Here is a 24,008-nt window from a genome sequence, read left to right as displayed (position 1 = left end):
AACTATAATGGCTATATATATGGGTAGACCGACCATATTATTTATTGTAGGATTAGAGCGGGTAATGCAATCCTTCTAGGAGCATTTACTCTTTACTTGGGGCATTGATACTAAACAATTATAAGGAGTATAGTTAGTTACCCTTAGTTAGGGAGAGATATAAATCAAAATGGTATTACATAGTTAAGAGAGCGCTTCTCTCTTACTAGGATGAATTATTGTCAATTTATAATTGAAGTGAAGCAATAAAAACCGTATCAAGTCCAGTAATTTTCGCAATAAAGGAGACCTCAACACCATCCGCCAGCAAGACTTTAGCTATTTCAAGATTCCTTTCCATTTTACCTTTCTCCATTCCTTGCATTATTCCTTGTTGCCTGCCTTTTTCCATTCCTTTCTCCATTCCTTTCTCCATTCCTTGCATTATCCCCTGCTGTCTGCCTTCCTCAATGTATTTTTGTGCAATGGTTCTCATAATCGTAGCTGTTTCTTCTTTAGATAAATGGCTCGAGATGACCCGTTCTAATGCCGCCTGTTTTTCTTCCGGTAACTTAGCATCGCTATACCATACCAAAGCCTTTATACAAATATAACCTTTTTCTTTATCTACTAATAGAGCGTGTTGGCAGTGTGTAAATACGTTTTCCCATAATTTGAGTATATCGCGTTTATGGATGTGTTTAAGCAGGTATTCAAACATAGCCAAATGTTTCTTTTGTAAAATGGCATCATCTGACATGCTTTGTAAATCAATCAGTTGATACTCTTCCCCCATTAATTTTTGGGCTTGTTCAGGGTTGCTAAACAATTGCCATATATTCCTGGGTGCATGGTATGGTTTAGAGCCGTGGTAAATTACAATGGGACATATTAAAGGTAAACTGTTTTTATTTTTCCTATTGCGTTCACATAACAAAAGCATGTATTTCCATAAGCGCAATGCCATCCAATGATCTGGTATAACCTGTGCTTCAATTAATACATAGACAAAAGCTTTTTCCTGATTTTTGGTTTTAACGGAATAGAGGAGATCGGTTAGTTTTCTTTTAAGGTTATCTTCAACAAAAGATTCTTTTTCTATGGTGATTTGACTTAAATCAACAAGCGCTTTAAAGTCAGCTGGTAAATAGTGTTCTAGGAATTCCTGTGCAGCTAGTTGATCCGTTAAGATCTTTTTGATTAAAGCATCATGCTTTAGATGGCTGGTCATACTGTCTTATGGTTTAAACGCAAACAGAGCATAAACTGTATCCTTGAAAAACTAGCTTAGTATGTATTACCTGCAGCTAACTTAATCTTACATACAAAAGTATCATTACCAAATGAATGCTATTGTTTGTTTATAAGCAATGCTTCCTCAGCTGCGTGCTTCAAAAGAATAGCCATACCTGGTTCTCCATAGCGTTGGGCCAGCTCCACGTCAATGGTTAAACTTTCTTTGGCCATGGCTTGTACAATGGTAGGATCTTTGTATCCGGAAGCCTGTTTTAAATCGTATAGCCGCTCTGCCAGCTTCACATAGAGTACAGAAATATGCTCTTTTTGCAAGGATTCCTTCAAGCGGTTGGTAATAGCCAGCAGCGATTCCTCTAAACGCTCCCGGCTGTCTATAGCGATTACATTCTCTACAAAACAGTACACCCCCATATTATAATTACCTTTGATATAGGAAAGCGGCAGTCTGGTATAGCGGACCAAGTCATACAGCAGCGTCGCATAAACCAGTTTAGCATGGCCATCTGTCCAGGCAGCTACCCACTCAGCAATCGCTACGGCTCGTACATAAAAAAGCTGACCCGATGCATGCCGTTTAAATCCATAGCAACGCCGCAGTAAGAGCAATATCTCTGCAATAAGGGAAGAATCTATACTTTCAAAGGAAGGAATCCAATCATGAAAAGCGGACAATGTTGCTAGTGATGCGGTCTTTTCATGGGGCGTAATAGACGTTTCCTCTTGGGTACCGGCTTCCCTCGGTAAGGAAAGTGCTAGCATCTCCTCTCTTACTTGGGTTACATCTAGGGGGAGTAGGCAGACCAGCTGTTCTGCATGCGGCAACAACAGAAGTCCATAGTGCGCATGCACAATCGATGCTAAATTTTCTTTGTGTAGGTTTACCTTTTGCGGAGATACAAAAGGATCCACTGGTTGGGTAATGGAAGCATCTTCTACGTCATATATTGCTTGTATAGTAAATAGGGGGATATTTTTATTTTCTGTACGCAATACCAAAGCCAACGCAGGAAAAGAGATACAAGCAGGAGTTCCATCCGCTTCAAGCGGTTCTCTTTTTTTGTAGCGCAATTGGGTAGGCTGCAGCTGTAGCGTAATAGTGGAACGAAAGGAAACGCTGGATTGCCTTACATGATTAAGGGCCAGGAAGAGAAGCCGTACCAACTGTTCCCTATCGCCTAGCAGCGTATCGGGTATATTTACGGATTCCTCTATCCATAAACCAGGTAAGTAGCCTTTTTCTTTTTGGTAGGCTACCTCTCCTGCATCGATAAGCGCTTCTAATGGGATAGCAGTCGGTTGTAAAAGAAGCTGGTCTTGGCGTTTGGCCCGTGATCTAAAATAGTAAGCCCATTCTGCAAATTTATCGATGATGCTTTGGAAGTCTTCTTTAAGGAAAGGAGTGGTACTATCTACAAAGGCAATAGATTGCGTAACATTTTGGATGGCTTTTTCTAAAATAGTTCCCTCTTGGGCTAAGAGGCTTTGAGGAGAAGCAGTAGGGAGTTCTTCACTATAGGCTAATTTTTTTAGTTCATAGGCTTCTTGTGTGGCCTGTTTCTGCAGGAAATAAAGATTACGGGATTCCTTTTGTACAATACTGTTTTTTGCCCAAACATTACCCACCAAAAGCAGCAACCCAAATGGTAGTATGGGCAATAATAGTGTAATAGGAGGCCATACTACCGTTGCTTTACAATAACAAATAGCTACTAGCATACCCCCTGCCGTAATAGCTAGCCCTCTTAGGCTCCAATACAACGGAAGTGTCCACAATAGAACTGTTCCATGGGTAAAAAATAAAATGAAGGGGACTAAAAGTGTTTTGCATAGGAAGCAGCTAAAGAGAAGATGGAGCGGGAATCCAACTAATACACTTATAAACCAATATTTGCCTATTGCCCAATCTGGGATTTTGTTATTTTCCTTCAAGAAGGCTACATAACCTATATACCCAACCCCTAGCATACAAAAGGGAAGGCATTGCCATAAAGCTTTGAATTGCCCGTTGTAGTAATAATTGCTAACTAAGCTAGATACAATCAAGTAAATCCCTACTAATACCAAGGCAATGGCATTGGGTTTCAGTTTGGCTAAATTTTCTTTTGTGATGGTTCGTTCTTTTTTATTACGTCTTGCGATTCTTTCCTTTTCCTGTTGCCTCTGTAGGTAAATTTTATCAGGAGGTACCCATCCGGTTCCTGCTGGTTGCGGCAATAGATAGTGGGCGAGCAGCATCGCTAATCCGTTGGCTAGCATGCAAAAAAAAGCACCATCTACACCTATTACAGTGGATGGGATTGTGCTTGGTTTAATCCATTGATTCCAAGCTTTCATAGTTAATACACCTGTAATCATTCCAATAACAGCTGTACGAGAACTGCTCCGAAAACCAAAAACAGATAAAATAAAAGGGGCTGTTACAACGGGTACATATAAATTAATAACCAATGTCATTAATTTTAATAAATCTTTATACTTAAAAGCTAAAACCATAGCTAAAAATCCTATAATTAGGGTAGTAATCCTAGCTAATCGAATAGGGTAAGCTAGTACTGGTTTTAAGCATAAATCTAGCACACTAATTATACGTGCCATAAAACGGTTTTGATGGGAGTGTACACATGGAAATTTTATATTTTTTATACTTTCTATCAAATCATGACTAATCATAATAGCACAAGTGTTTAATTTAGAGTCAGCTGTAGACATAGCCATAGCTAGTAGACTAATAGAAATCAAACCCTTAAAAATAGGGTGAATGGATTCCATAATATGGTTCCATACGGTTTCTTTTGGCAAGGAGTCTGAATTTACAAAAGCAAATAGCCCAATTAAAACAACACAACCTGTTATTATAATGTTAAAAATACTCGAGTACCAGAAAACTTTATGTGCTTGGACGGTCCCAGATGACATGTATAATCTTTGTATCTTAGCAGGTGCTATTGTACTAGACATTAAATTGGACAAAAATAAACTAACCATTGCCATCAACTGCATGTCAAAACGAAATACACTATAAGGCTGAAATTTTTGGTGGCTTTGTAAACAAGCTACAACTGGTTTATTAATAACTTCAAATAGAGATAAGGTAAGTAAGGGTATGATAATGGTAAAAGTTATAAATTGCAGTACATCAGTGAAAGTAACGGCTCGAATACCACCAAAGGTAGAATAAAAGACAAGAATAAAAGCGGCAAATACTATACTATAATTTTTTATTGAATCATTTAGCTCTGTACTCATACTTATAGCCAAAGCAGTTACTTTAATTTGTGTAGTAATACTAGGAATAGAAGCAATAACATATGCCAGAGAAGCGATAATCCTTGGATATTTACCATATACACTACCTATAGTTTCTGATACAGAAAGATTTTCCATAAATGGTCCCATCCGAAATGCCAGTAAACTAATAATCCACAAACTAATAACACTAGAAAATGAAATACAAATATGATAAAATCCTCGGCTATAGATCTCCTCCACTGTACGTATTAATCCACCGCCGCCCCAAGCAGTTGCTAGTAATGTTGCCACTAGCGTAGCCGTAGCAAAGTCCTTATTTCCTATAGCATATTCTCGCAAAGTTCTTACTTTCTTACTGTAATAGAGCCCTACTACCAGAGTCAATAGCAAAAAAGCGACTATCATTACAAGGGGTAAATTATTGAATAGTGTCATTGTGAATAATAAAAAATTAGTTTCATACAGCTATAGCCTATGATACAACAACTATAGTTTAACCACAGCTAAGTATACAATATATAAAGCTATAAAATTAAGTATTTTACATTTATGTATCAACATTGTTGCAGGAAGAACCTTGATACAGTAGCTGTTGCATGAGGTAGTGCATACCTGCCATTATGCAATAGGGAAAGAGGAGTATAATCAAAGTTATATTACACGTAATATATAATACCCTTAAAAAGCCATCAAGGCTTCATCCCTTCTTCAGGTTCTGTAGGCTTAGCACCAGCCAATGCTTCCTCAGCTGCGTGCTTCAAAAGAATAGCCATACCTGGTTCTCCATAGCGCTGGGCCAGCTCCACGTCAATGGTTAAACTTTCTTTGGCCATGGCTTGTACAATGGTAGGATCTTTGTATCCGGAAGCATGTTTTAAATCGTATAGCCGCTCTGCCAGCTTCACATAGAGTACAGAAAAATACTCTTTTTGCAAGGATTCCTTAAAGCGGTTGGCAATAGCCAGCAGCGATTCCTCTAAACGCTTCCGGCTATCGATAGCAATTGTATTTTCTACAAAGCAGTAAACGATTAGGTGGTAATTGGCTTTGATATAGGAAAGCGGCAGGCAGGTATAGCGGACCAAATCATACAGCAGCGTCGCATAAACCAGTTTAGCATGGCCATCTGTCCAAGCAGCTACCCACTCAGCAATTCCTACGGCACGTACATAAAAAAGCTGCCCCGATGCATGCCGTTTAAATCCATAGCAGCGCCTTAATAAGAGCAGTATCTCTGCAATAAGGAAAGGATCTATACTTTCAAAGGAAGGAATCCAATCATGAAACGACGACAATCTTGCTAACGATGCGGTCTTTTCATGGGGCGTAATAGAGGCTTCCTCCTGCGTACCCGCTTCCCTTGGCAAGGAAAGCGCTAGCATTTCCTCTCTTACTTGGGACACATCCAGCGGGAGTAGGCAGACCAATTGTTCTGCATGCGGCAACAACAGAAGCCCATAGTGCGCATGCACAATCGATGCTAAATTTTCTTTGCGTAGGTTTCCCTTTTGCGGGGATACAAAAGGATCCACTGGTTGGGTAGTAGCAAGGCTTTCCACGTCATATACTGCTTGTAGGGTAGGCATGCTTTTTTCTCCCCCACACAATATTAGCGCCAACGCAGGAAAAGTGATACAATCAGGGGATCCATCTGCTTCAAGCGGTTCCCTTTTTTTGTAGCGCAATTGGGTAAGTTGCAGCTGTAGCGTAATAGGGGAGCGCGGAGAAACGCTGGATTGCCTTACATGGCTAAAGGCCAGAAACAAAAGCCGTACCAACTGCTCCCTATCGCCTAGCATCGTAGCGGGCATATTTACGAATTCCTCTACCCATAAACCAGGTAAGCAACCTTTTTCTTTTTGGTAGGCTACCTCACCTGCATCGATAAGCACTTCTAATGGGATAACTGTTGGTTGTAAAAGAAGCTGGTCCTGGCGTTTGGCCCGTGATTTAAAATAGTAGGCCCATTCTGCAAATTTATCTAGGATGCTTTGAAAGTCTTCTTTGAGAAAGGGGGTAGTACTGTCTACAAAGGCAATAGATTGCGTAACATTTTGGATGGCTTTTTCTAAAATAGTTCCCTCCTGGGCTAAGGTATTTTGGGGAGAAGCAGTAGGGAGCTCCTCCCTATAGGCTAGCTTTTTTAGTTCGTAGGCTTCTTGTGTGGCCTGTTTCTGCAGGAAATAAAGATTACGGGATTCCTTTTGTACAATACTGTTTTTTGCCCAAACATTACCCACCAAAAGTAGCAACCCAAATGGTAGTATGGGCAATAATAGTGTAATAGGAGGCCATACTACCGTTGCTTTACAATAACAAATAGCTACTAGCATACCCCCTGCCGTAATAGCTAGCCCTCTTAGGCTCCAATACAACGGAAGTGTCCACAATAGAACTGTTCCATGGGTAAAAAATAAAATGAAGGGGATTAAAAGTGTTTTGCATAGGAAGCAGCTAAAGAGAAGATGGAGCGGGAATCCAACTAATACACTTATAAACCAATATTTGCCTATTGCCCAATCTGGGATTTTGTTATTTTCCTTCAAGAAGGCTACATAACCTATATACCCAACCCCTAGCATATAAAAGGGAAGGCATTGCCATACTGTCTTTGTTTGCGCGTTGTAGTAACAGCTGTTAACTAAGCTAGATACAATTAAGTAAATCCCTACTAATACCAATGTAATGGCATTGGGTTTTAGCTTGGCTAAATTTTCTTTTGTAAAAAAAATGGCACGTTCTTGTTTATTACGCCTTGCGATTCTTTCCTTTTCTTGTTGCTTTTGTAGGTAAATTTTATCAGGAGTCACCCAGCCAGTTCCTGCTGGCTGGGGCAGTAGGTAGTGGGCGGCTAGCATGGCTAAGCCGTTGGCTAGCATGCAAGGAAAAGCACCGTCTATCTCTATTGTAGATTCCAATGGCTTAATCCATTTATTCCAGGCTAAAATAGTTAGTGCACCAATTCCCATACCAATTAAAGCTGTAAGAGAACTGCTTCTAAATCCATAAATGGCTAAAAGAAAAGGAGCGGTTACAATAGGTATTGAAAAATCAAAACTTATTTTAAGCAATTCTAATAAATTTTTACAGCGAAAAGCTAAAACCATAGCACATAAACCTACTACAAAAGAGGTTAACCTAGCTAATTGAATTGTATTGGTTAAACTTATTTTTTTTATACTTCCCATTATGTCATGAACAATTATAATTGCACAATTGTTTAAACAAGAATCAGCTGTAGACATAGTCATGGCTAGTAAACTAATACACGTAAGCCCTTTAAAAAAAGGAGAGATATGGTTCATTATATAGGGCCAAATTTGCTGCTGTTGTAATCCTGGTTCTCCTATAAAAACAAACAATCCTATTAAAGTAATAGATCCCGTTATTAAAAACGTAAATAAGCTAGATATAGTAAATACTTTATATGCTTGAATAGGAGCGGAAGCCATATAAATCCGTTGCATAAAAACAGGATCTGCTATATAAGCCACTAATGAGGATAAAAGCAAAGCCAATATTGCTATGAGTTTCATATCCAACTTAAGAAAATCACTAAACTGATATTTTTGCGTGTTCTGTAGAAGAGACGTAATCGTAGTAATTGGGGTTTTCCTTATTTTTATAAAAACAAACCAAGCAAGTAAAGGAATGATGATAGAAAAAGTTATAAACTGTAAAACATCAGTAAGCGTAACAGCTCGGATACCACCAAGAATGGAATAAAAAATAAGAACTAATGTAGCCAATATGGTTACTTTTAAAAAATCAACAGATCCTGTGCATGTACATATAGCTTTACGTAACACATGAATTTGCATAGTAATAATGGCTATAGAAGAACAAATACTAGATATTCCTACAATGATTCTCGGATATATACCATATACATTTCCTATAGTTTCTGCTATAGATAAATTTCGCATAAATGGTCCCATGCGAAGTGCTATCGGAGCAACAACAAATAGAAAAGCATTGCAAAGAAACTCCATGATTATCCAGTAAAGACCTTCACTATAAACAAATTCTACAGTACGCATTAATCCTGCTCCTCCATAGCTAGTGGCCAACACTGTTGCCACCAGCGTAGCCGTAGCAAATTGCTTATGGCCTACTGCATATTCCCGAAAAGTTTTTACTTTCCTACTGTAATACAATCCTACTACTAAGGTCAGTAGCAGAAAAGCCATTACCATTACAAGGGGTAAATTATTGCATAGTGTCATTATGAATAAAATTAGTTTTGTACAGCTATAGCCTATGATACAATAGCTATAGTTTAACCACAGCTAAGTATACAATATATAAAGCTATAAAATTAAGTATTTTACATTTATGTATCAACATTGTTGCAGGAAGAACCTTGATACAGTAGCTGTTGCATGAGGTAGTGCACATTAATTGTATGGTATTATACAATAATAATGTAAAAAAGCATGACCGAAATTATAATATAAGGTATATTATATACCTTAAAAAGCCATCAAGGCTTCATCCCTTCTTCAGGTTCTGTAGGCTTAGCACCAGCCAATGCTTCCTCAGCTGCCTGCTTCAAAAGAATAGCCATACCTGGTTCTCCATAGCGCTGGGCCAGCTCCACATCGATGGTTAAACTTTCTTTGGCCATGGCTTGTACAATGGTAGGATCTTTGTAACCGGAAGCCTGTTTTAAATCGTATAGCCGCTCTGCCAGCTTCACATAGAGTACAGAAATATGTTCTTTTTGCAAGGATTCCTTCAAGCGGTTGGTAATAGCCAGCAGCGATTCCTCTAAACGCTTCCGGCTATCGATAGCAATTGTATTTTCTACAAAGCAGTAAACGATTAGGTGGTAATTGGCTTTGATATAGGAAAGCGGCAAGCGGGTATAGCGGACCAAATCATACAGTAGCGTCGCATAAACCAGTTTAGCATGGCCATCTGTCCAGGCAGCTACCCACTCAGCAATCCCTACGGCACGTACATAAAAAAGCTGACCCGATGCATGCCGTTTAAATCCATAGCAACGCCGCAGTAAAAGCAATATCTCTGCAATAAGGAAAGGATCTATACTTTCAAAGGAAGGAATCCAATCATGAAACGACGACAATCTTGCTAATGATGCAGTCTTTTCATGGGGCGTAATAGAGTCTTCCTCCTGCGTACCCGCTTCCCTCGGTAAGGAAAGTGCTAGCATCTCCTCTCTTACTTGGGACACATCCAGCGGGAGTAGGCAGACCAATTGTTCTGCATGCGGCAACAACAGAAGCCCATAGTGCGCATGCACAATCGATGCTAAATTTTCTTTATGTAAGTTTACCTTTTGCGGAGATACAAAAGGATCCACTGGTTGGGTAGTGGAAGCGTCTTCTACGTCATATACTGCTTGTAGGGTAGGCATGCTTTTTTCTCCAACACACAATATTAGCGCCAACGCAGGAAAAGAGATACAATCAGGATCTCCATCCGCTTCAAGCGGTTCTCTCTTTTTGTAGCGCAATTGGGTAAGTTGCAGCTGTAGCGTAATAGGGAAACGAAAGGAAGCGCTGGATTGCCTTACATGGTTAAGAGCCAGGAAGAGAAGCCGTACCAACTGCTCCCTATCGCCTAGCATGGTATCGGGTATATTTACGACTTCCTCTACCCATAAACCAGGTAAGTAACCTTTTTCTTTTTGGTAGGCCACCTCTCCTGCATCGATAAGCGCTTCTAATGGGATAGCAGTCGGTTGTAAAAGAAGCTGGTCTTGGCGTTTGGCTCGTGATCTAAAATAGTAAGCCCATTCTGCAAATTTATCGATGATGCTTTGGAAGTCTTCCTTAAGGAAGGGAGTGGTACTATCTACAAAGGCAATAGATTGCGTAACATTTTGGATGGCTTTTTCTAAAATAGTTCCCTCTTGGGCTAAGGTATTTTGGGGGGAAGCAGTAGGGAGTTCTTCACTATAGGCTAATTTTTTTAGTTCATAGGCTTCTTGTGTAGCTTGTTTTTGCAGGAAATAGGCTACCCGTTCCTGCTGAATTCTATTTTGTTTTTTAAAATACACAACCAACATTACTAGAAATGAGCCCACTCCTACCAAAGGCAATACTATCATAGGATCAGGCCATACTACCGTTGCTTTACAACAGCAAATAGCTATTAGCATACCCCCTGTCGTAATAGCTAGCGCTCTTAGGCTCCAATAGAACGGAAGTGTCCACAATAGAACTGTTCCATGGGTAAAAAATAAAATAAAGGGGACCAAAAGTGTTTGGCATAGGAAGCAGCTAAAGAGAAGGTGGAGGGGGAGCGCAATTAACAAACTAAAAAACCAACAGCTGCCTACTACCCAATCTGGGATAAACTGGTAGCTATAGATGGCACACCCTATATAAAGAAACCCTATACAAGGCAATAGCAATAAGCTATAGCTGTATTGTACTTGATCGCTATGGTAATAACAATAGACAAAGCTAACAGTTCCTATAACAAGTAAATAAATGCCTGTTAACAACAACCCTGCTCTAGACGGTTTAAATTTTGCTAGCTGCGCTTTTAAAAAGAAGTCCTTCCTTTCTTGCTTATTACGTCTTGTGATTCTTTCCTTTTCCTGTTGCCATTGTTGGTAAGTTTTATCAGGAGGCACCCAGCCGGTTCCTGCTGGGTGCGGCAATAGGTAGTGGGCGGCTAGCATGGCTAAGCCGTTGGCCAGCATGCAAGGGAAAGCGCCATCTATACCAGTCATCGGTTCAATCCATTTGTTCCAAGCTAAAATAGCTACTATACCAGTTGCCATACCGATTAAGGCTGTACGGGATGTTCCACGGAAACCATAGACAGCCAAGAGAAAAGGAGCGGTTATGATGGGAATAAAGCAAGCAAAAGCAAGTTGCAATAAAGCGAGTAAATCACTTGTCTGAAAGGCTAATAGCATAGCACAGATACCTACTATTAAAACAGTATATCGTGCTAAACTAAGTTTGTATTTATCTATTATTCCTTTGGTAGCTTGTATACTGCCTACTATATCATGGCTTATTAGGACGGCACATGTATTTAACATAGAATCAGCCGTAGACATGGCCATAGCTAGTAAACTAACAGCAATAAACCCTTTAAAAATAGGGGGAATGTTTTGAAATACATGCGGCCAGATTTGATCTTTGGATAGTGTGGGCGCCTTAACAAAAAGGAAAAGTGCTATTAAGTATATAAACCCTTTTATTATAAAACCGAAGGTTCCAGCATGTATAAACAACTTTCTCGCTTGTATAGGGCTAGAGGCCATGTAGATCCGTTGTATAATAACGGGGTCTATGTGACCAACTAAGTTGGCTAGAAACAATGTGGTTAGCGCTAATAGTTTATTTATATGCAGACAGCTAGTCAACTGAAATTTTGGTTCTTTGTGCAGGATGGAAGCTACCTCTAACACTGACTTGTCAGTTGACTTAAATATAAACCAGGCTACTAAAGGAATAATAGCCGTAAAAGTTATAAACTGTAATACATCGGTAAAAGTAACCGAACGAATACCACCAAACATAGAATAACCTATAACTATAAGGGTAGCTATTCCTGGTATGCTAGCTTGCATTACCTTTGCGTTGTCGCTATTACTTAAGTCTAGACATACTTCGATAGCTTTAGTCATAGCAATAATTTGCATAGTCACCATGATAACGTTTACAATAACGGAAACCAAAGCAACAACCAATCTAGGCATTTTCCCATAGGAAGTACTGATGCTTTCTGCTAAAGAGAGATGCTGCATAAAAGGCCCCATGCGCAACATCAAAGAAGTTAATATCCAATGAGCGATAGGAGAAGATAAGCCAAATAATATCCAGAAAAGTCCCTGTGCATGGGTTTGTTCTACGCCACGCAATAAGCCGCCTCCGCTAAATTCACTGGCCAACAGGGTAGCCACCAGTGTAGCCGTAGCAAATTGCTTATTTCCTACCGCATATTCTCGAAAAGTAGTTACTTTTCTACTATAATACAGCCCTACTACTAAGGTCAGTAGCAGAAACCCTATTACCATTACAAGGGGTAAATTATTGAATAGTGTCATTGTGCATAATAAAAAATTAGTTTCATACAGCTATAGCCTATGATACAATAACTATAGTTTAACCACAGCTGAGTATACAATATATAATATAAAGCTATAAAACCAAGGAATTTACATTTATGTATCAACATTGTTGTAAAAAGAACCTTCTACAATAGCCATTACATCAGGTAATGCACATTAATTGTATGGTATTATACAATAATAATGTAAAAAAGCATGACCGAAATTATAATATAAGGTATATACCTTAAAAAGCCATCAAGGCTTCATCCCTCCTTCAGGTTCTGTAGGCTTAACACCAGCCAATGCTTCCTCAGCTGCGTGCTTCAAAAGAATAGCCATACCTGGTTCTCCATAGCGCTGGGCCAGCTCCACGTCAATGGTTAAACTTTCTTTGGCCATGGCTTGTACAATGGTAGGATCTTTGTATCCGGAAGCATGTTTTAAATCGTATAGCCGCTCTGCCAGCTTCACATAGAGTACAGAAAAATACTCTTTTTGCAAGGATTCCTTCAAGCGGTTGGCAATAGCCAGCAGCGATTCCTCTAAACGCTTCCGGCTATCGATAGCAATTGTATTTTCTACAAAACAGTAAACGATTAGATGATAATTGGCTTTGATATAGGAAAGCGGCAGTCTGGTATAGCGGACCAAATCATACAGCAGCGTCGCATAAACCAGTTTAGCATGGCCATCTGTCCAAGCAGCTACCCACTCGGCAATCCCTACGGCCCGTACATAAAAAAGCTGCCCCGATGCATGCCGTTTAAATCCATAGCAGCGCCTTAATAAGAGCAGTATCTCTGCAATAAGGAAAGGATCTATACTTTCAAAGGAAGGAATCCAATCATGAAACGACGACAATCTTGCTAACGATGCGGTCTTTTCATGGGGCGTAATAGAGGCTTCCTCCTGCGTACCCGCTTCCCTTGGCAAGGAAAGCGCTAGCATTTCCTCTCTTACTTGGGACACATCCAGCGGGAGTAGGCAGACCAATTGTTCTGCATGCGGCAACAACAGAAGCCCATAGTGCGCATGCACAATCGATGCTAAATTTTCTTTATGTAAGTTTACCTTTTGCGGAGATACAAAAGGATCCATTGGTTGGGTAGTGGAAGCGTCTTCTACGTCATATACTGCTTGTAGGGTAGGCATGCTTTTTTCTCCAACACACAATATTAGCGCCAACGCAGGAAAAGAGATACAATCAGGATCTCCATCCGCTTCAAGCGGTTCTCTCTTTTTGTAGCGCAATTGGGTAAGTTGCAGCTGTAGCGTAATAGGGAAACGAAAGGAAGCGCTGGATTGCCTTACATGGTTAAGAGCCAGGAAGAGAAGCCGTACCAACTGCTCCCTATCGCCTAGCATGGTATCGGGTATATTTACGACTTCCTCTACCCATAAACCAGGTAAGTAACCTTTTTCTTTTTGGTAGGCCACCTCTCCTGCATCGATAAGCGCTTCTAATGGGATAGCAGTCGGTTGTAAAAGAAGCTGGTCTTGGCGTTTGGCTCGTGATCTAAAATAGTAAGCCCATTCTGCAAATTTATCGATGATGCTTTGGAAGTCTTCCTTAAGGAAGGGAGTGGTACTATCTACAAAGGCAATAGATTGCGTAACATTTTGGATGGCTTTTTCTAAAATAGTTCCCTCTTGGGCTAAGAGGCTTTGAGGAGAAGCAGTAGGGAGTTCTTCACTATAGGCTAATTTTTTTAGTTCATAGGCTTCTTGTGTAGCTTGTTTTTGCAGGAAATAGGCTACCCGTTCCTGCTGAATTCTATTTTGTTTTTTAAAATACACAACCAACATTACTAGAAATGAGCCCACTCCTACCAAAGGCAATACTATCATAGGATCAGGCCATACTACCGTTGCTTTACAACAGCAAATAGCTATTAGCATACCCCCTGTCGTAATAGCTAGCGCTCTTAGGCTCCAATAGAACGGAAGTGTCCACAATAGAACTGTTCCATGGGTAAAAAATAAAATAAAGGGGACCAAAAGTGTTTGGCATAGGAAGCAGCTAAAGAGAAGATGGAGCGGGAGCGCAACTAACAAACTAAAAAACCAACAGATCCCTATTGCCTTATCTGGTATGATATGGTAGCCATAGACAGCACACCCCATATAAAGCAAACCTATACCAGACAACAGCAATAAGCCATAGCTGTATAGACTGTGTCCGGTATAATCATAGCCATAGCCAAGGCTAGCAGCGCCTATAACAAGTAAATAGAGACCTGTTAACAGTAACACTACCCTAGACGGCTTAAGCTTTATTAAATTTTCTTTTGAAAAAAAGCGTTCCCTTTCTTGTTTACTACGTCTTGCGATTCTTGCCTTTTCCTGCTGCCTTTGCTGGTAAATCTTATCAGGAGGCACCCAGCCAGTTCCTGCTGGGTGCGGTAGTAAATAGTGGGCGGCTAGCATGGCTAAACCGTTGGCCAGCATAGAAGGAAAGGCACCATTAATAGCAGTTATCGGTTCAACACATCGGTTCCAAGCTAGGATAGCTACTATACCAGTAGCCATACCGATTAAGGCTGTACGGGAGGTAGCACGAAAACCATAGATAGCCAATAGAAAAGGGGCGGTTACAATGGGAACAGAAAAATCAAGAGCAAACATAAACAAGCTTAATAAATCTCTTTTCCAAAAAGCCAATAGCATAGCACATATACCCACTATTACAGTGATTAATCTAGTTAATACAAGCTTATTTTTATCCGCTATTATTTTAATAGCTTTTATACTGCCTAGTATATCATGGCTTGCCGTCACGGCACAAACATTTAAGTAAGAGTCAGCCGTAGACATGGCCATAGCTAGTAGACTAATGGCAATGAACCCTTGAAAAATGGAAGGAAGGCTTGTAAATATATGAGGCCAAATTTGATCCTTAGATAGTAAAGGCGCCTTGACAAAAAGTAAAAGCGCTATTAAAGCTATAAATTTACGTATCACCAGAGCAAAAATTCCAGAATATAAACACAATTTCCTAGCCTGTATAGGTGTAGAAGCCATGTAGATCCTCTGTACAATAGTAGGATGTATAAAAAAAGATAAACTGGCCAAAAATAATGCAGCCATGTCAAATAGTTTATTTACATGCAAACAATTACTCAACTGAAATTTGGGTTCCTTGTGCAAAATGGAAACTACTTCTACCACCGATTTGTTGGTTTCCACAAATATAAACCACACTACCAAGGGAATAACAGCAGTAAAAGTTATAAGCTGCAATACATCGGTAAAAGTTACGGAACGGATACCTCCAAAAATGGAATACATGATAAGTATACAAGTAGCCACAACTGTAACGCTATTTTGCATCATCCTTGCATTTCCGTTATCATTTAAGTCTATACATACCTTAATGGCTGTCTCCATAGCGATAATTTGCATACCTATCCCAATAATGTTGGATACCATATAGCTCAAAGCGGTAGCAATCTTAGGTATATTGCCGTAGACACTACCTATACTTTCTGCTAGGGAAAAATGCTGCATAAAAGATCCCATGCGCAACATTAAGGAACTTAACAGCCAATAGCCGAGCGGAATAGAAAGGCCTACTAGAACCCAGTAGAGGCCCTGGACATAGGTTTGTTCCACGCTACGCAATAACCCTCCTCCACCAAATTCAGTGGCCAACATAGTTGCCACCAGTGTAGCCGTAGCAAATTGCTTATTGCCTATGGCATATTCCCGAAAAGTGGTTACTCTCCTACTGTAATACAATCCTACTACTAAGGTCAGTAGCAGAAAAGCCATTACCATTACAAGGGGTAAATTATTGCATAGTGTCATTGTGAATAACAAAAAATTAGTTTTGTACAGCTATAGCCTATGATACAACAACTATAGCTCAACCACAGCTAAGTATACAATATATAAAGCTATAAAACCAAGTGATTTACATTTATGTATCAATATTGTTTCAAAAAGAACCTTCTACACTAGCCGTTACATCAGGTAATGCACATTAATTGTATGGTATTATACAATAATAATGTAAAAAAGCATGACCGAAATTATAATATAAGGTATATACCTTAAAAAGCCATCAAGGCTTCATCCCTCCTTCAGGTTCTGTAGGCTTATTACCAGCCAATACTTCCTCCGCTGCCTGCTTCAAGAGGATCGCCATGCCTGGTTCTCCATAGCGCTGGGCCAGCTCCACATCGATGGTTAAACTTTCTTTGGCCATGGCTTGTACAATGGTAGGATCTTTGTAACCGGAAGCCTGTTTTAAATCGTATAGCCGCTCTGCCAGCTTCACATAGAGTACAGAAATATGTTCTTTTTGCAAGGATTCCTTCAAGCGGTTGGTAATAGCCAGCAGCGATTCCTCTAAACGCTTCCGGCTATCGATAGCAATTGTATTTTCTACAAAACAGTAAACGATTAGATGATAATTGGCTTTGATATAGGAAAGCGGCAAGCGGGTATAGCGGACCAAATCATACAGTAGCGTCGCATAAACCAGTTTAGCATGGCCATCTGTCCAGGCAGCTACCCACTCAGCAATTCCTACGGCACGTACATAAAAAAGCTGCCCCGATGCATGCCGTTTAAATCCATAGCAGCGCCTTAATAAGAGCAGTATCTCTGCAATAAGGAAAGGATCTATACTTTCAAAGGAAGGAATCCAATCATGAAACGACGACAATCTTGCTAACGATGCGGTCTTTTCATGGGGCGTAATAGAGGCTTCCTCCTGCGTACCCGCTTCCCTTGGCAAGGAAAGCGCTAGCATTTCCTCTCTTACTTGGGACACATCCAGCGGGAGTAGGCAGACCAGCTGCTCTGCATGGGGCCATAGCAAAAGCCCATAGTGCGCATACACAATCGATGCTAACTTTTCTTTGTGTAGGTTTACCTTTTGCGGAGATAGGGCAGAAACCACCGGTTGGGTAACGGCAGGACCTTCCACGTCATATATGGTTTGTAAGATAGGCAGGGGGATCTGTTTATTTTCTGTATGTACTACCAACGCCAACGCAGGAAAAGAGATACAATCAGGATCTCCATCCGCTTCAAGCGGTTCTCTCTTTTTGTAGCGCAGTTGGGTAGGCTGCAGCTGTAGCGTAATAGGGGAACGAAAGGAAGCGCTGGATTGCCTTACATGGTTAAGAGCCAGGAAGAGAAGCCGTACCAACTGCTCCCTATCGCCTAGCATCGTAGCGGGCATATTTACGAATTCCTCTACCCATAAACCAGGTAAGCAACCTTTTTCTTTTTGGTAGGCTACCTCTCCTGCATCGATAAGCGCTTCTAATGGGATAGCAGTCGGTTGTAAAAGAAGCTGGTCCTGGCGTTTGGCCCGCTGCTTTAAATAGTAGGCCCATTCTGCAAATTTATCGATGATGCTTTGGAAGTCTTCCTTAAGGAAGGGAGTGGTACTATCTACAAAGGCAATAGATTGCGTAACATTTTGGATGGCTTTTTCTAAAATAGTTCCCTCTTGGGCTAAGGTATTTTGGGGAGAAGCAGTAGGGAGTTCTTCACTATAGGCTAATTTTTTTAGTTCATAGGCTTCTTGTGTAGCTTGTTTCTGCAGGAAATAAAGATTACGGGATTCCTTTTGTACAATACTGTTTTTTGCCCAAACATTACCCACCAAAAACAGCAAACCAAATGGTAGTATGGGCAATAATAGTATAATAGGAGGCCATACTACCGTTGCTTTACAACAGCAAATAACTACTAGCATACCCCCTGCCGTAATAGCTAGCCCTCTTAGGCTCCAATAGAACGGAAGTGTCCATAATAGAACTGTTCCATGGGTAAAAAATAAAATAAAGGGAACCAAAAGTGTTTTGCATAGGAAGCAGCTAAAGAGAAGATGGAGCGGGAATCCAACTAATACACTTATAAACCAATATTTTCCTATTGCCCCATCTGGGATTTTGTTAGCAAAGAAGGCTACATAGCCTATATACCCAACCCCTAACATAAAAAAGGGAATACATGCCCATACTGTCTTTGTTTGCGCGTTGTAATAACAGCTGCTAACTAAGCTAGATACAATTAAGTAAATCCCTACTAATACCAATGTAATGGCATTGGGTTTCAGCTTGGCTAAATTTTCTTTTGTAAAAAAAATGGCACGTTCTTGTTTACTACGCCTTTTGATTCTTGCTTTTTCTTGCTGTCTTTGTTGGTAGATCTTATCAGGAGGCACCCAGCCAGTTCCTGCTGGCTGGGGCAGTAGGTAATGGGCAGCTAGCATGGCTAAGCCGTTGGCTAGCATGCAAAAAAAAGAACCTTCTATACCAGTTTTAGGTATAATTAATCGATTCCAAACTAGAATAGTGAACGCACCCATGCATATACCAATGATAGCAGTATGAGATGTTCCGCGAAACCCAAAAATGGCTAAAATATAAGGGGCAAGTACCATTGGTATGTACCAATCTATTGCCAGTAGCATTAATGCATATACATTATCATAATGAAAGACTACAATCATAGCAGAAATTCCTACTAATAGTACTGTTAATCTGGCAATCCAAAGTGGACTTAAAGAAAATACTATACCTGTTCTTTTTTGTATAGGCCCTAAGATATCATGGCTAAGCATAACCGAACAGCTATTAAGATTAGAATCAGCTGTAGACATAGCCATGGCTAATAAGCTAATGGCTATAAACCCTTTAAAAGCAAAGGGGATCTGTTGCATAACATGCTGCCAAATTCTTTCAGTTCGTAACTGAGGAGAACCTACAAAAGTAAAAATACCAATTAAAACAATAAAGATGCATATAATAAAACTGAAAACAGTACAATAACCAAATACTTTTTTCGCTTGAGCAGGACTAGAAGCCATATATACTCTTTGCATAATAGGTGGCTCAACAGCAGAAAAGAAGCAAGTTAAAAGCAATGAAATCATTGCTATGGGCTGGCTACTCCAAGTAAACACACTACTAATGTGAAATTTTGGTTGACACTGCAAAATAGGAATAATATCAAATATTGATTTATCAGTTTTTACAAACATAAACCATGCTAAAAAAGGAATTACACTGGTAAAAGTGACAAATTGTAATATATCTGTAAAGGTAACAGATCGAATACCACCACATACTGCATAAAAAATAAGTACAGAAGTAGCTCCTATAATAGTATACTTGGTATAATAAATATCCATGTTATTTATACATGTACCAATAGCCATGGACATGATTTTAATTTGTAATGCGATATAAGTAATAGAAGCCAAGATACAGATCAAAGCTGTAATAATCCGCAAACTACTACCATACACATTACCTAATGTTTCTGCTATAGAAAAATGTTGCATAAATGGTCCCATACGAAATGCCAATGGCCTAATCAACCAGTAACTAAAAGCAGAAAGTGGCATCACAATAACCCAACATAATCCTTGGCTATGGATCTCTTCTACAACGGAAACTAATGCTGGAGCTCCTATACCAGTGGCCAATGTGGTCGCTATCAATGTAGCCGTAGCAAATTGCTTATTTCCTACCGCATATTCTCGAAAAGTGGTTACTTTCCTACTGTAATACAATCCTACTACTAAGGTCAGTAGCAGAAAAGCCATTACCATTACAAGGGGTAAATTATTGCATAGTGTCATTATGAATAAAATTAGTTTTGTACAGCTATAGCCTATGATACAATAGCTATAGTTTAACCACAGCTAAGTATACAATATATAAAGCTATAAAACCAAGTGATTTACATTTATGTATCAACATTGTTTCAAAAAGAACCTTCTACACTAGCCGTTACATCAGGTAATGCACATTAATTAATTGTATGGTATTATACAATAATAATGTAAAAAAGCATGACCGAAATTATTATAATATAAGATATATTATATACCTTAAAAAGCCATCAAGGATTCATCCCTTCTTCAGGTTCTGTAGGCTTAGCACCAGCCAATGCTTCCTCAGCTGCGTGCTTCAAAAGAATAGCCATACCTGGTTCTCCATAGCGCTGGGCCAGCTCCACGTCAATGGTTAAACTTTCTTTGGCCATGGCTTGTACAATGGTAGGATCTTTGTATCCGGAAGCCTGTTTTAAATCGTATAGCCGCTCTGCCAGCTTCACATAGAGTACAGAAATATGCTCTTTTTGCAAGGATTCCTTCAAGCGGTTGGCAATAGCCAGCAGCGATTCCTCTAAACGCTTCCGGCTATCGATAGCGATTGTATTTTCTACAAAGCAGTAAACGATTAGGTGGTAATTGGCTTTGATATAGGAAAGCGGCAAGCGGGTATAGCGGACCAAATCATACAGTAGCGTCGCATAAACCAGTTTAGCATGGCCATCTGTCCAGGCAGCTACCCACTCAGCAATCCCTACGGCACGTACATAAAAAAGCTGACCCGATGCATGCCGTTTAAATCCATAGCAACGCCGCAGTAAAAGCAATATCTCTGCAATAAGGAAAGGATCTATACTTTCAAAGGAAGGAATCCAATCATGAAACGACGACAATCTTGCTAATGATGCAGTCTTTTCATGGGGCGTAATAGAGTCTTCCTCCTGCGTACCCGCTTCCCTCGGTAAGGAAAGTGCTAGCATCTCCTCTCTTACTTGGGACACATCCAGCGGGAGTAGGCAGACCAATTGTTCTGCATGCGGCAACAACAGAAGCCCATAGTGCGCATGCACAATCGATGCTAAATTTTCTTTGCGAAGGTTTACCATTTGCGGAGATACAAAAGGATCCATTGGTTGGGTAGTGGAAGCGTCTTCTACGTCATATACTGCTTGTAGGGTAGGCATGCTTTTTTCTCCAACACACAATATTAGCGCCAACGCAGGAAAAGAGATACAATCAGGATCTCCATCCGCTTCAAGCGGTTCTCTCTTTTTGTAGCGCAATTGGGTAAGTTGCAGCTGTAGCGTAATAGGGGAACGAAAGGAAGCGCTGGATTGCCTTACATGGTTAAGAGCCAGGAAGAGAAGCCGTACCAACTGCTCCCTATCGCCTAGCATGGTATCGGGTATATTTACGACTTCCTCTACCCATAAACCAGGTAAGTAACCTTTTTCTTTTTGGTAGGCTACCTCTCCTGCATCGATAAGCGCTTCTAATGGGATAGCAGTCGGTTGTAAAAGAAGCTGGTCTTGGCGTTTGGCTCGTGATCTAAAATAGTAAGCCCATCCTGCAAATTTATCGATGATGCTTTGGAAGTCTTCCTTAAGGAAGGGAGTGGTACTATCTACAAAGGCAATAGATTGCGTAACATTTTGGATGGCTTTTTCTAAAATAGTTCCCTCTTGGGCTAAGGTATTTTGGGGGGAAGCAGTAGGGAGTTCTTCACTATAGGCTAATTTTTTTAGTTCATAGGCTTCTTGTGTAGCTTGTTTCTGCAGGAAATAGGCTACCCGTTCCTGCTGAATTCTATTTTGTTTTTTAAAATACACAACTGACATTACTAGAAATGAGCCCACTCCTACCAAAGGCAATACTATCATAGGATCAGGCCATACTACCGTTGCTTTACAACAGCAAATAGCTATTAGTATACCCCCTGTCGTAATAGCTAGCGCTCTTAGGCTCCAATAGAACGGAAGTGTCCACAATAGAACTGTTCCATGGGTAAAAAATAAAATAAAGGGGACTAAAAGTGTTTCGCAAAGACAACAGCTAAGGAGGAGATGGAGCGGGAATCCAACTAATACACTTATAAACCAATATTTTCCTATTGCCCCATCTGGGATTTTGTTAGCAAAGAAGGCTACATAGCCTATATAAGCAACCCCTAACATAAAAAAGGGAATACATGCCCATACTGTCTTTGTTTGCGCGTTGTAATAACAGATGCTAACTAAACTAGATACAACCAAATAAATCCCTACTAATACCAATGTAATGGCACTGGGTTTCAGCTTGGCTAAATTTTCTTTTGTAAAAAAAATGGCACGTTCTTTTTTATTACGCTTCGCAATTCTTTTCTTTTCTTGTTGCTTTTGTAGATAAATTTTATCAGGAGGCACCCAGCCGGTTCCTGCTGGGTGCGGCAATAGGTAGTGGGCTGCTAGCATGGCTAAACCGTTGGCCAGCATGCAAAAGAAAGCACCATCTATAGCAGTCATTGGTTTAATCCAGTGATTCCAAGATAAAATAGCTAATATGCCAGTAGCCATACCTATTAAGGCTGTACGGGATGTTCCTCTAAATCCAAAAATAATTAATATAAAAGGAGCTGTTACAATAGGTACAGAAAAATCAAAAACTAAAAATAATAGCTCTAATAAATCATTATACTTAAACGCTAAAAACATAGCAGATAAACCTAAAATTACAGTGGTGAGTCTAGCCACCCAAACTCTCTTGGTATAAGAAGTTCCCTTTACATTCCGTAAACTCTCTAAAATATCATGGCTAATCATAACAGAACAAGTACTTAGTTCAGAATCAGCCGTTGACATCGTCATAGCGAACAAACTGATACAAACAAATCCTTTTAAAAAAGAGGGAATGTTGACCATTATGAAATCCCAAATACCTGTTACCGGCAATTCTGGTGACACAACAAAAATAAATAGCCCAATCAAAATGATGAACCCCATTATAATAAAACTAAAAAAACTAGCATACTCAAAAACTTTTCTTGCTTGGATAGGGCCGGAAGACATATATACTTTTTGCATAGTGGTTGGTTCTATCCAAGACATTATGTTTGATAAAATCAATGTGATCATTGCCACTAGTTTAATATCAAAATGGAATACGTTACTAAACTGAAACTTTTCTTTTCTTTGTAAGCAGGAAATAATTTCTACCACTGGCTTGTTAACTTTATGTAACATAAACAAAGCCAACAGGGGTATAATTATAGTAAAGGTTATAAATTGCATTACATCCGTAAAGGTAACGGCACGAATCCCTCCAAAGCTAGAATAAAAAACAAGTGTTAATGTTGCAAAAACGGTAACAATGTGGAAATTTAAGAAGTCTACACACATACTGATTGTTTGGGACATTACAATAATTTGCGTAGCAAGACTAGCAACAGAAGCGCCAATGCTAGCAAGGGCTGTAATAACTCTTGGGTACTTACCATATACATCACCGATAGTTTCTGGTAAAGAAAGGTTTTCCATAAACGGCCCCATACGGACAGCTAGTAAGCTAATGATCCAAAGACTAATACTATTTGTTATAGGTAAATAACATATATAATACAAACCAAGTTTATGAACCTGTTCTACGGTAGACACCAATACTCCTCCTCCAAAAGCAGTGGCTAATGTAGTTGCCACTAACGTAGCTGTAGCAAATTGTTTATTTCCTATGGCATATTCCCGAAAAGTAGTTGCTTTTCTACTGTAATAAAGGCCTACTATTAAAGTTAATAGCAAGAAAAACGCTACCATTACAAATGGTACATTGTTACATAGTATCATTGTGATGCATCTAATTCTTAATAGATTATTCGTAAAACCATATAGGCTTTAACCTGTTATAACAACAGCAGCTGTATGCAGCCGC

At 39.8% G+C, this 24,008-nt stretch carries 7 protein-coding genes; all 7 read right to left on the bottom strand.

All coding sequences use genetic code 11. The annotated features are described in order from the left end of the window. Window positions 1-226: 226 nt before the first annotated feature. Window positions 227-1,210 carry an Rpn family recombination-promoting nuclease/putative transposase gene (locus DK880_RS01555; RefSeq protein WP_109997083.1) on the bottom strand — a complete coding sequence of 328 codons (984 nt, stop codon included), beginning with the start codon at window positions 1,208-1,210 and terminating at the stop codon, window positions 227-229. A gap of 119 nt (window positions 1,211-1,329) precedes the next feature. After that, window positions 1,330-4,920 (bottom strand): sodium:solute symporter family protein, encoded by a 3,591-nt coding sequence (locus DK880_RS01550; protein WP_109997082.1) that lies wholly within the window; start codon window positions 4,918-4,920, stop codon window positions 1,330-1,332. 254 nt (window positions 4,921-5,174) lie between these two features. Beyond that, entirely contained in the window at window positions 5,175-8,711 is a 3,537-nt protein-coding gene (locus DK880_RS01545; protein WP_109997081.1) for a sodium:solute symporter family transporter, read from the bottom strand. Between the two features lie 257 nt (window positions 8,712-8,968). Beyond that, on the bottom strand, window positions 8,969-12,520 hold the full coding sequence (locus DK880_RS01540; RefSeq protein ID WP_109997080.1) for a sodium:solute symporter family transporter: 3,552 nt from the start codon (window positions 12,518-12,520) through the stop codon (window positions 8,969-8,971). Between the two features lie 261 nt (window positions 12,521-12,781). Then, the gene (locus DK880_RS01535; protein WP_109997079.1) at window positions 12,782-16,333 is read right to left on the bottom strand and encodes a sodium:solute symporter family transporter; all 3,552 of its coding nucleotides are present in this window, start codon (window positions 16,331-16,333) and stop codon (window positions 12,782-12,784) included. A gap of 256 nt (window positions 16,334-16,589) precedes the next feature. Beyond that, window positions 16,590-20,132, bottom strand: coding sequence for a sodium:solute symporter family transporter (locus DK880_RS01530; protein ID WP_109997078.1), 3,543 nt, complete (start codon window positions 20,130-20,132; stop codon window positions 16,590-16,592). Window positions 20,133-20,395: 263 nt separating this feature from the next. Beyond that, window positions 20,396-23,923 carry a sodium:solute symporter family transporter gene (locus DK880_RS01525; RefSeq protein WP_109997077.1) on the bottom strand — a complete coding sequence of 1,176 codons (3,528 nt, stop codon included), beginning with the start codon at window positions 23,921-23,923 and terminating at the stop codon, window positions 20,396-20,398. Window positions 23,924-24,008 lie beyond the last annotated feature (85 nt).

The sequence above is a fragment of the Candidatus Cardinium hertigii genome (genome assembly GCF_003176915.1).
GTDB classification, from domain to species: Bacteria; Bacteroidota; Bacteroidia; order Cytophagales; family Amoebophilaceae; genus Cardinium; species Cardinium hertigii_A.
This window is presented reverse-complemented; position numbering and strand designations above follow the sequence as displayed.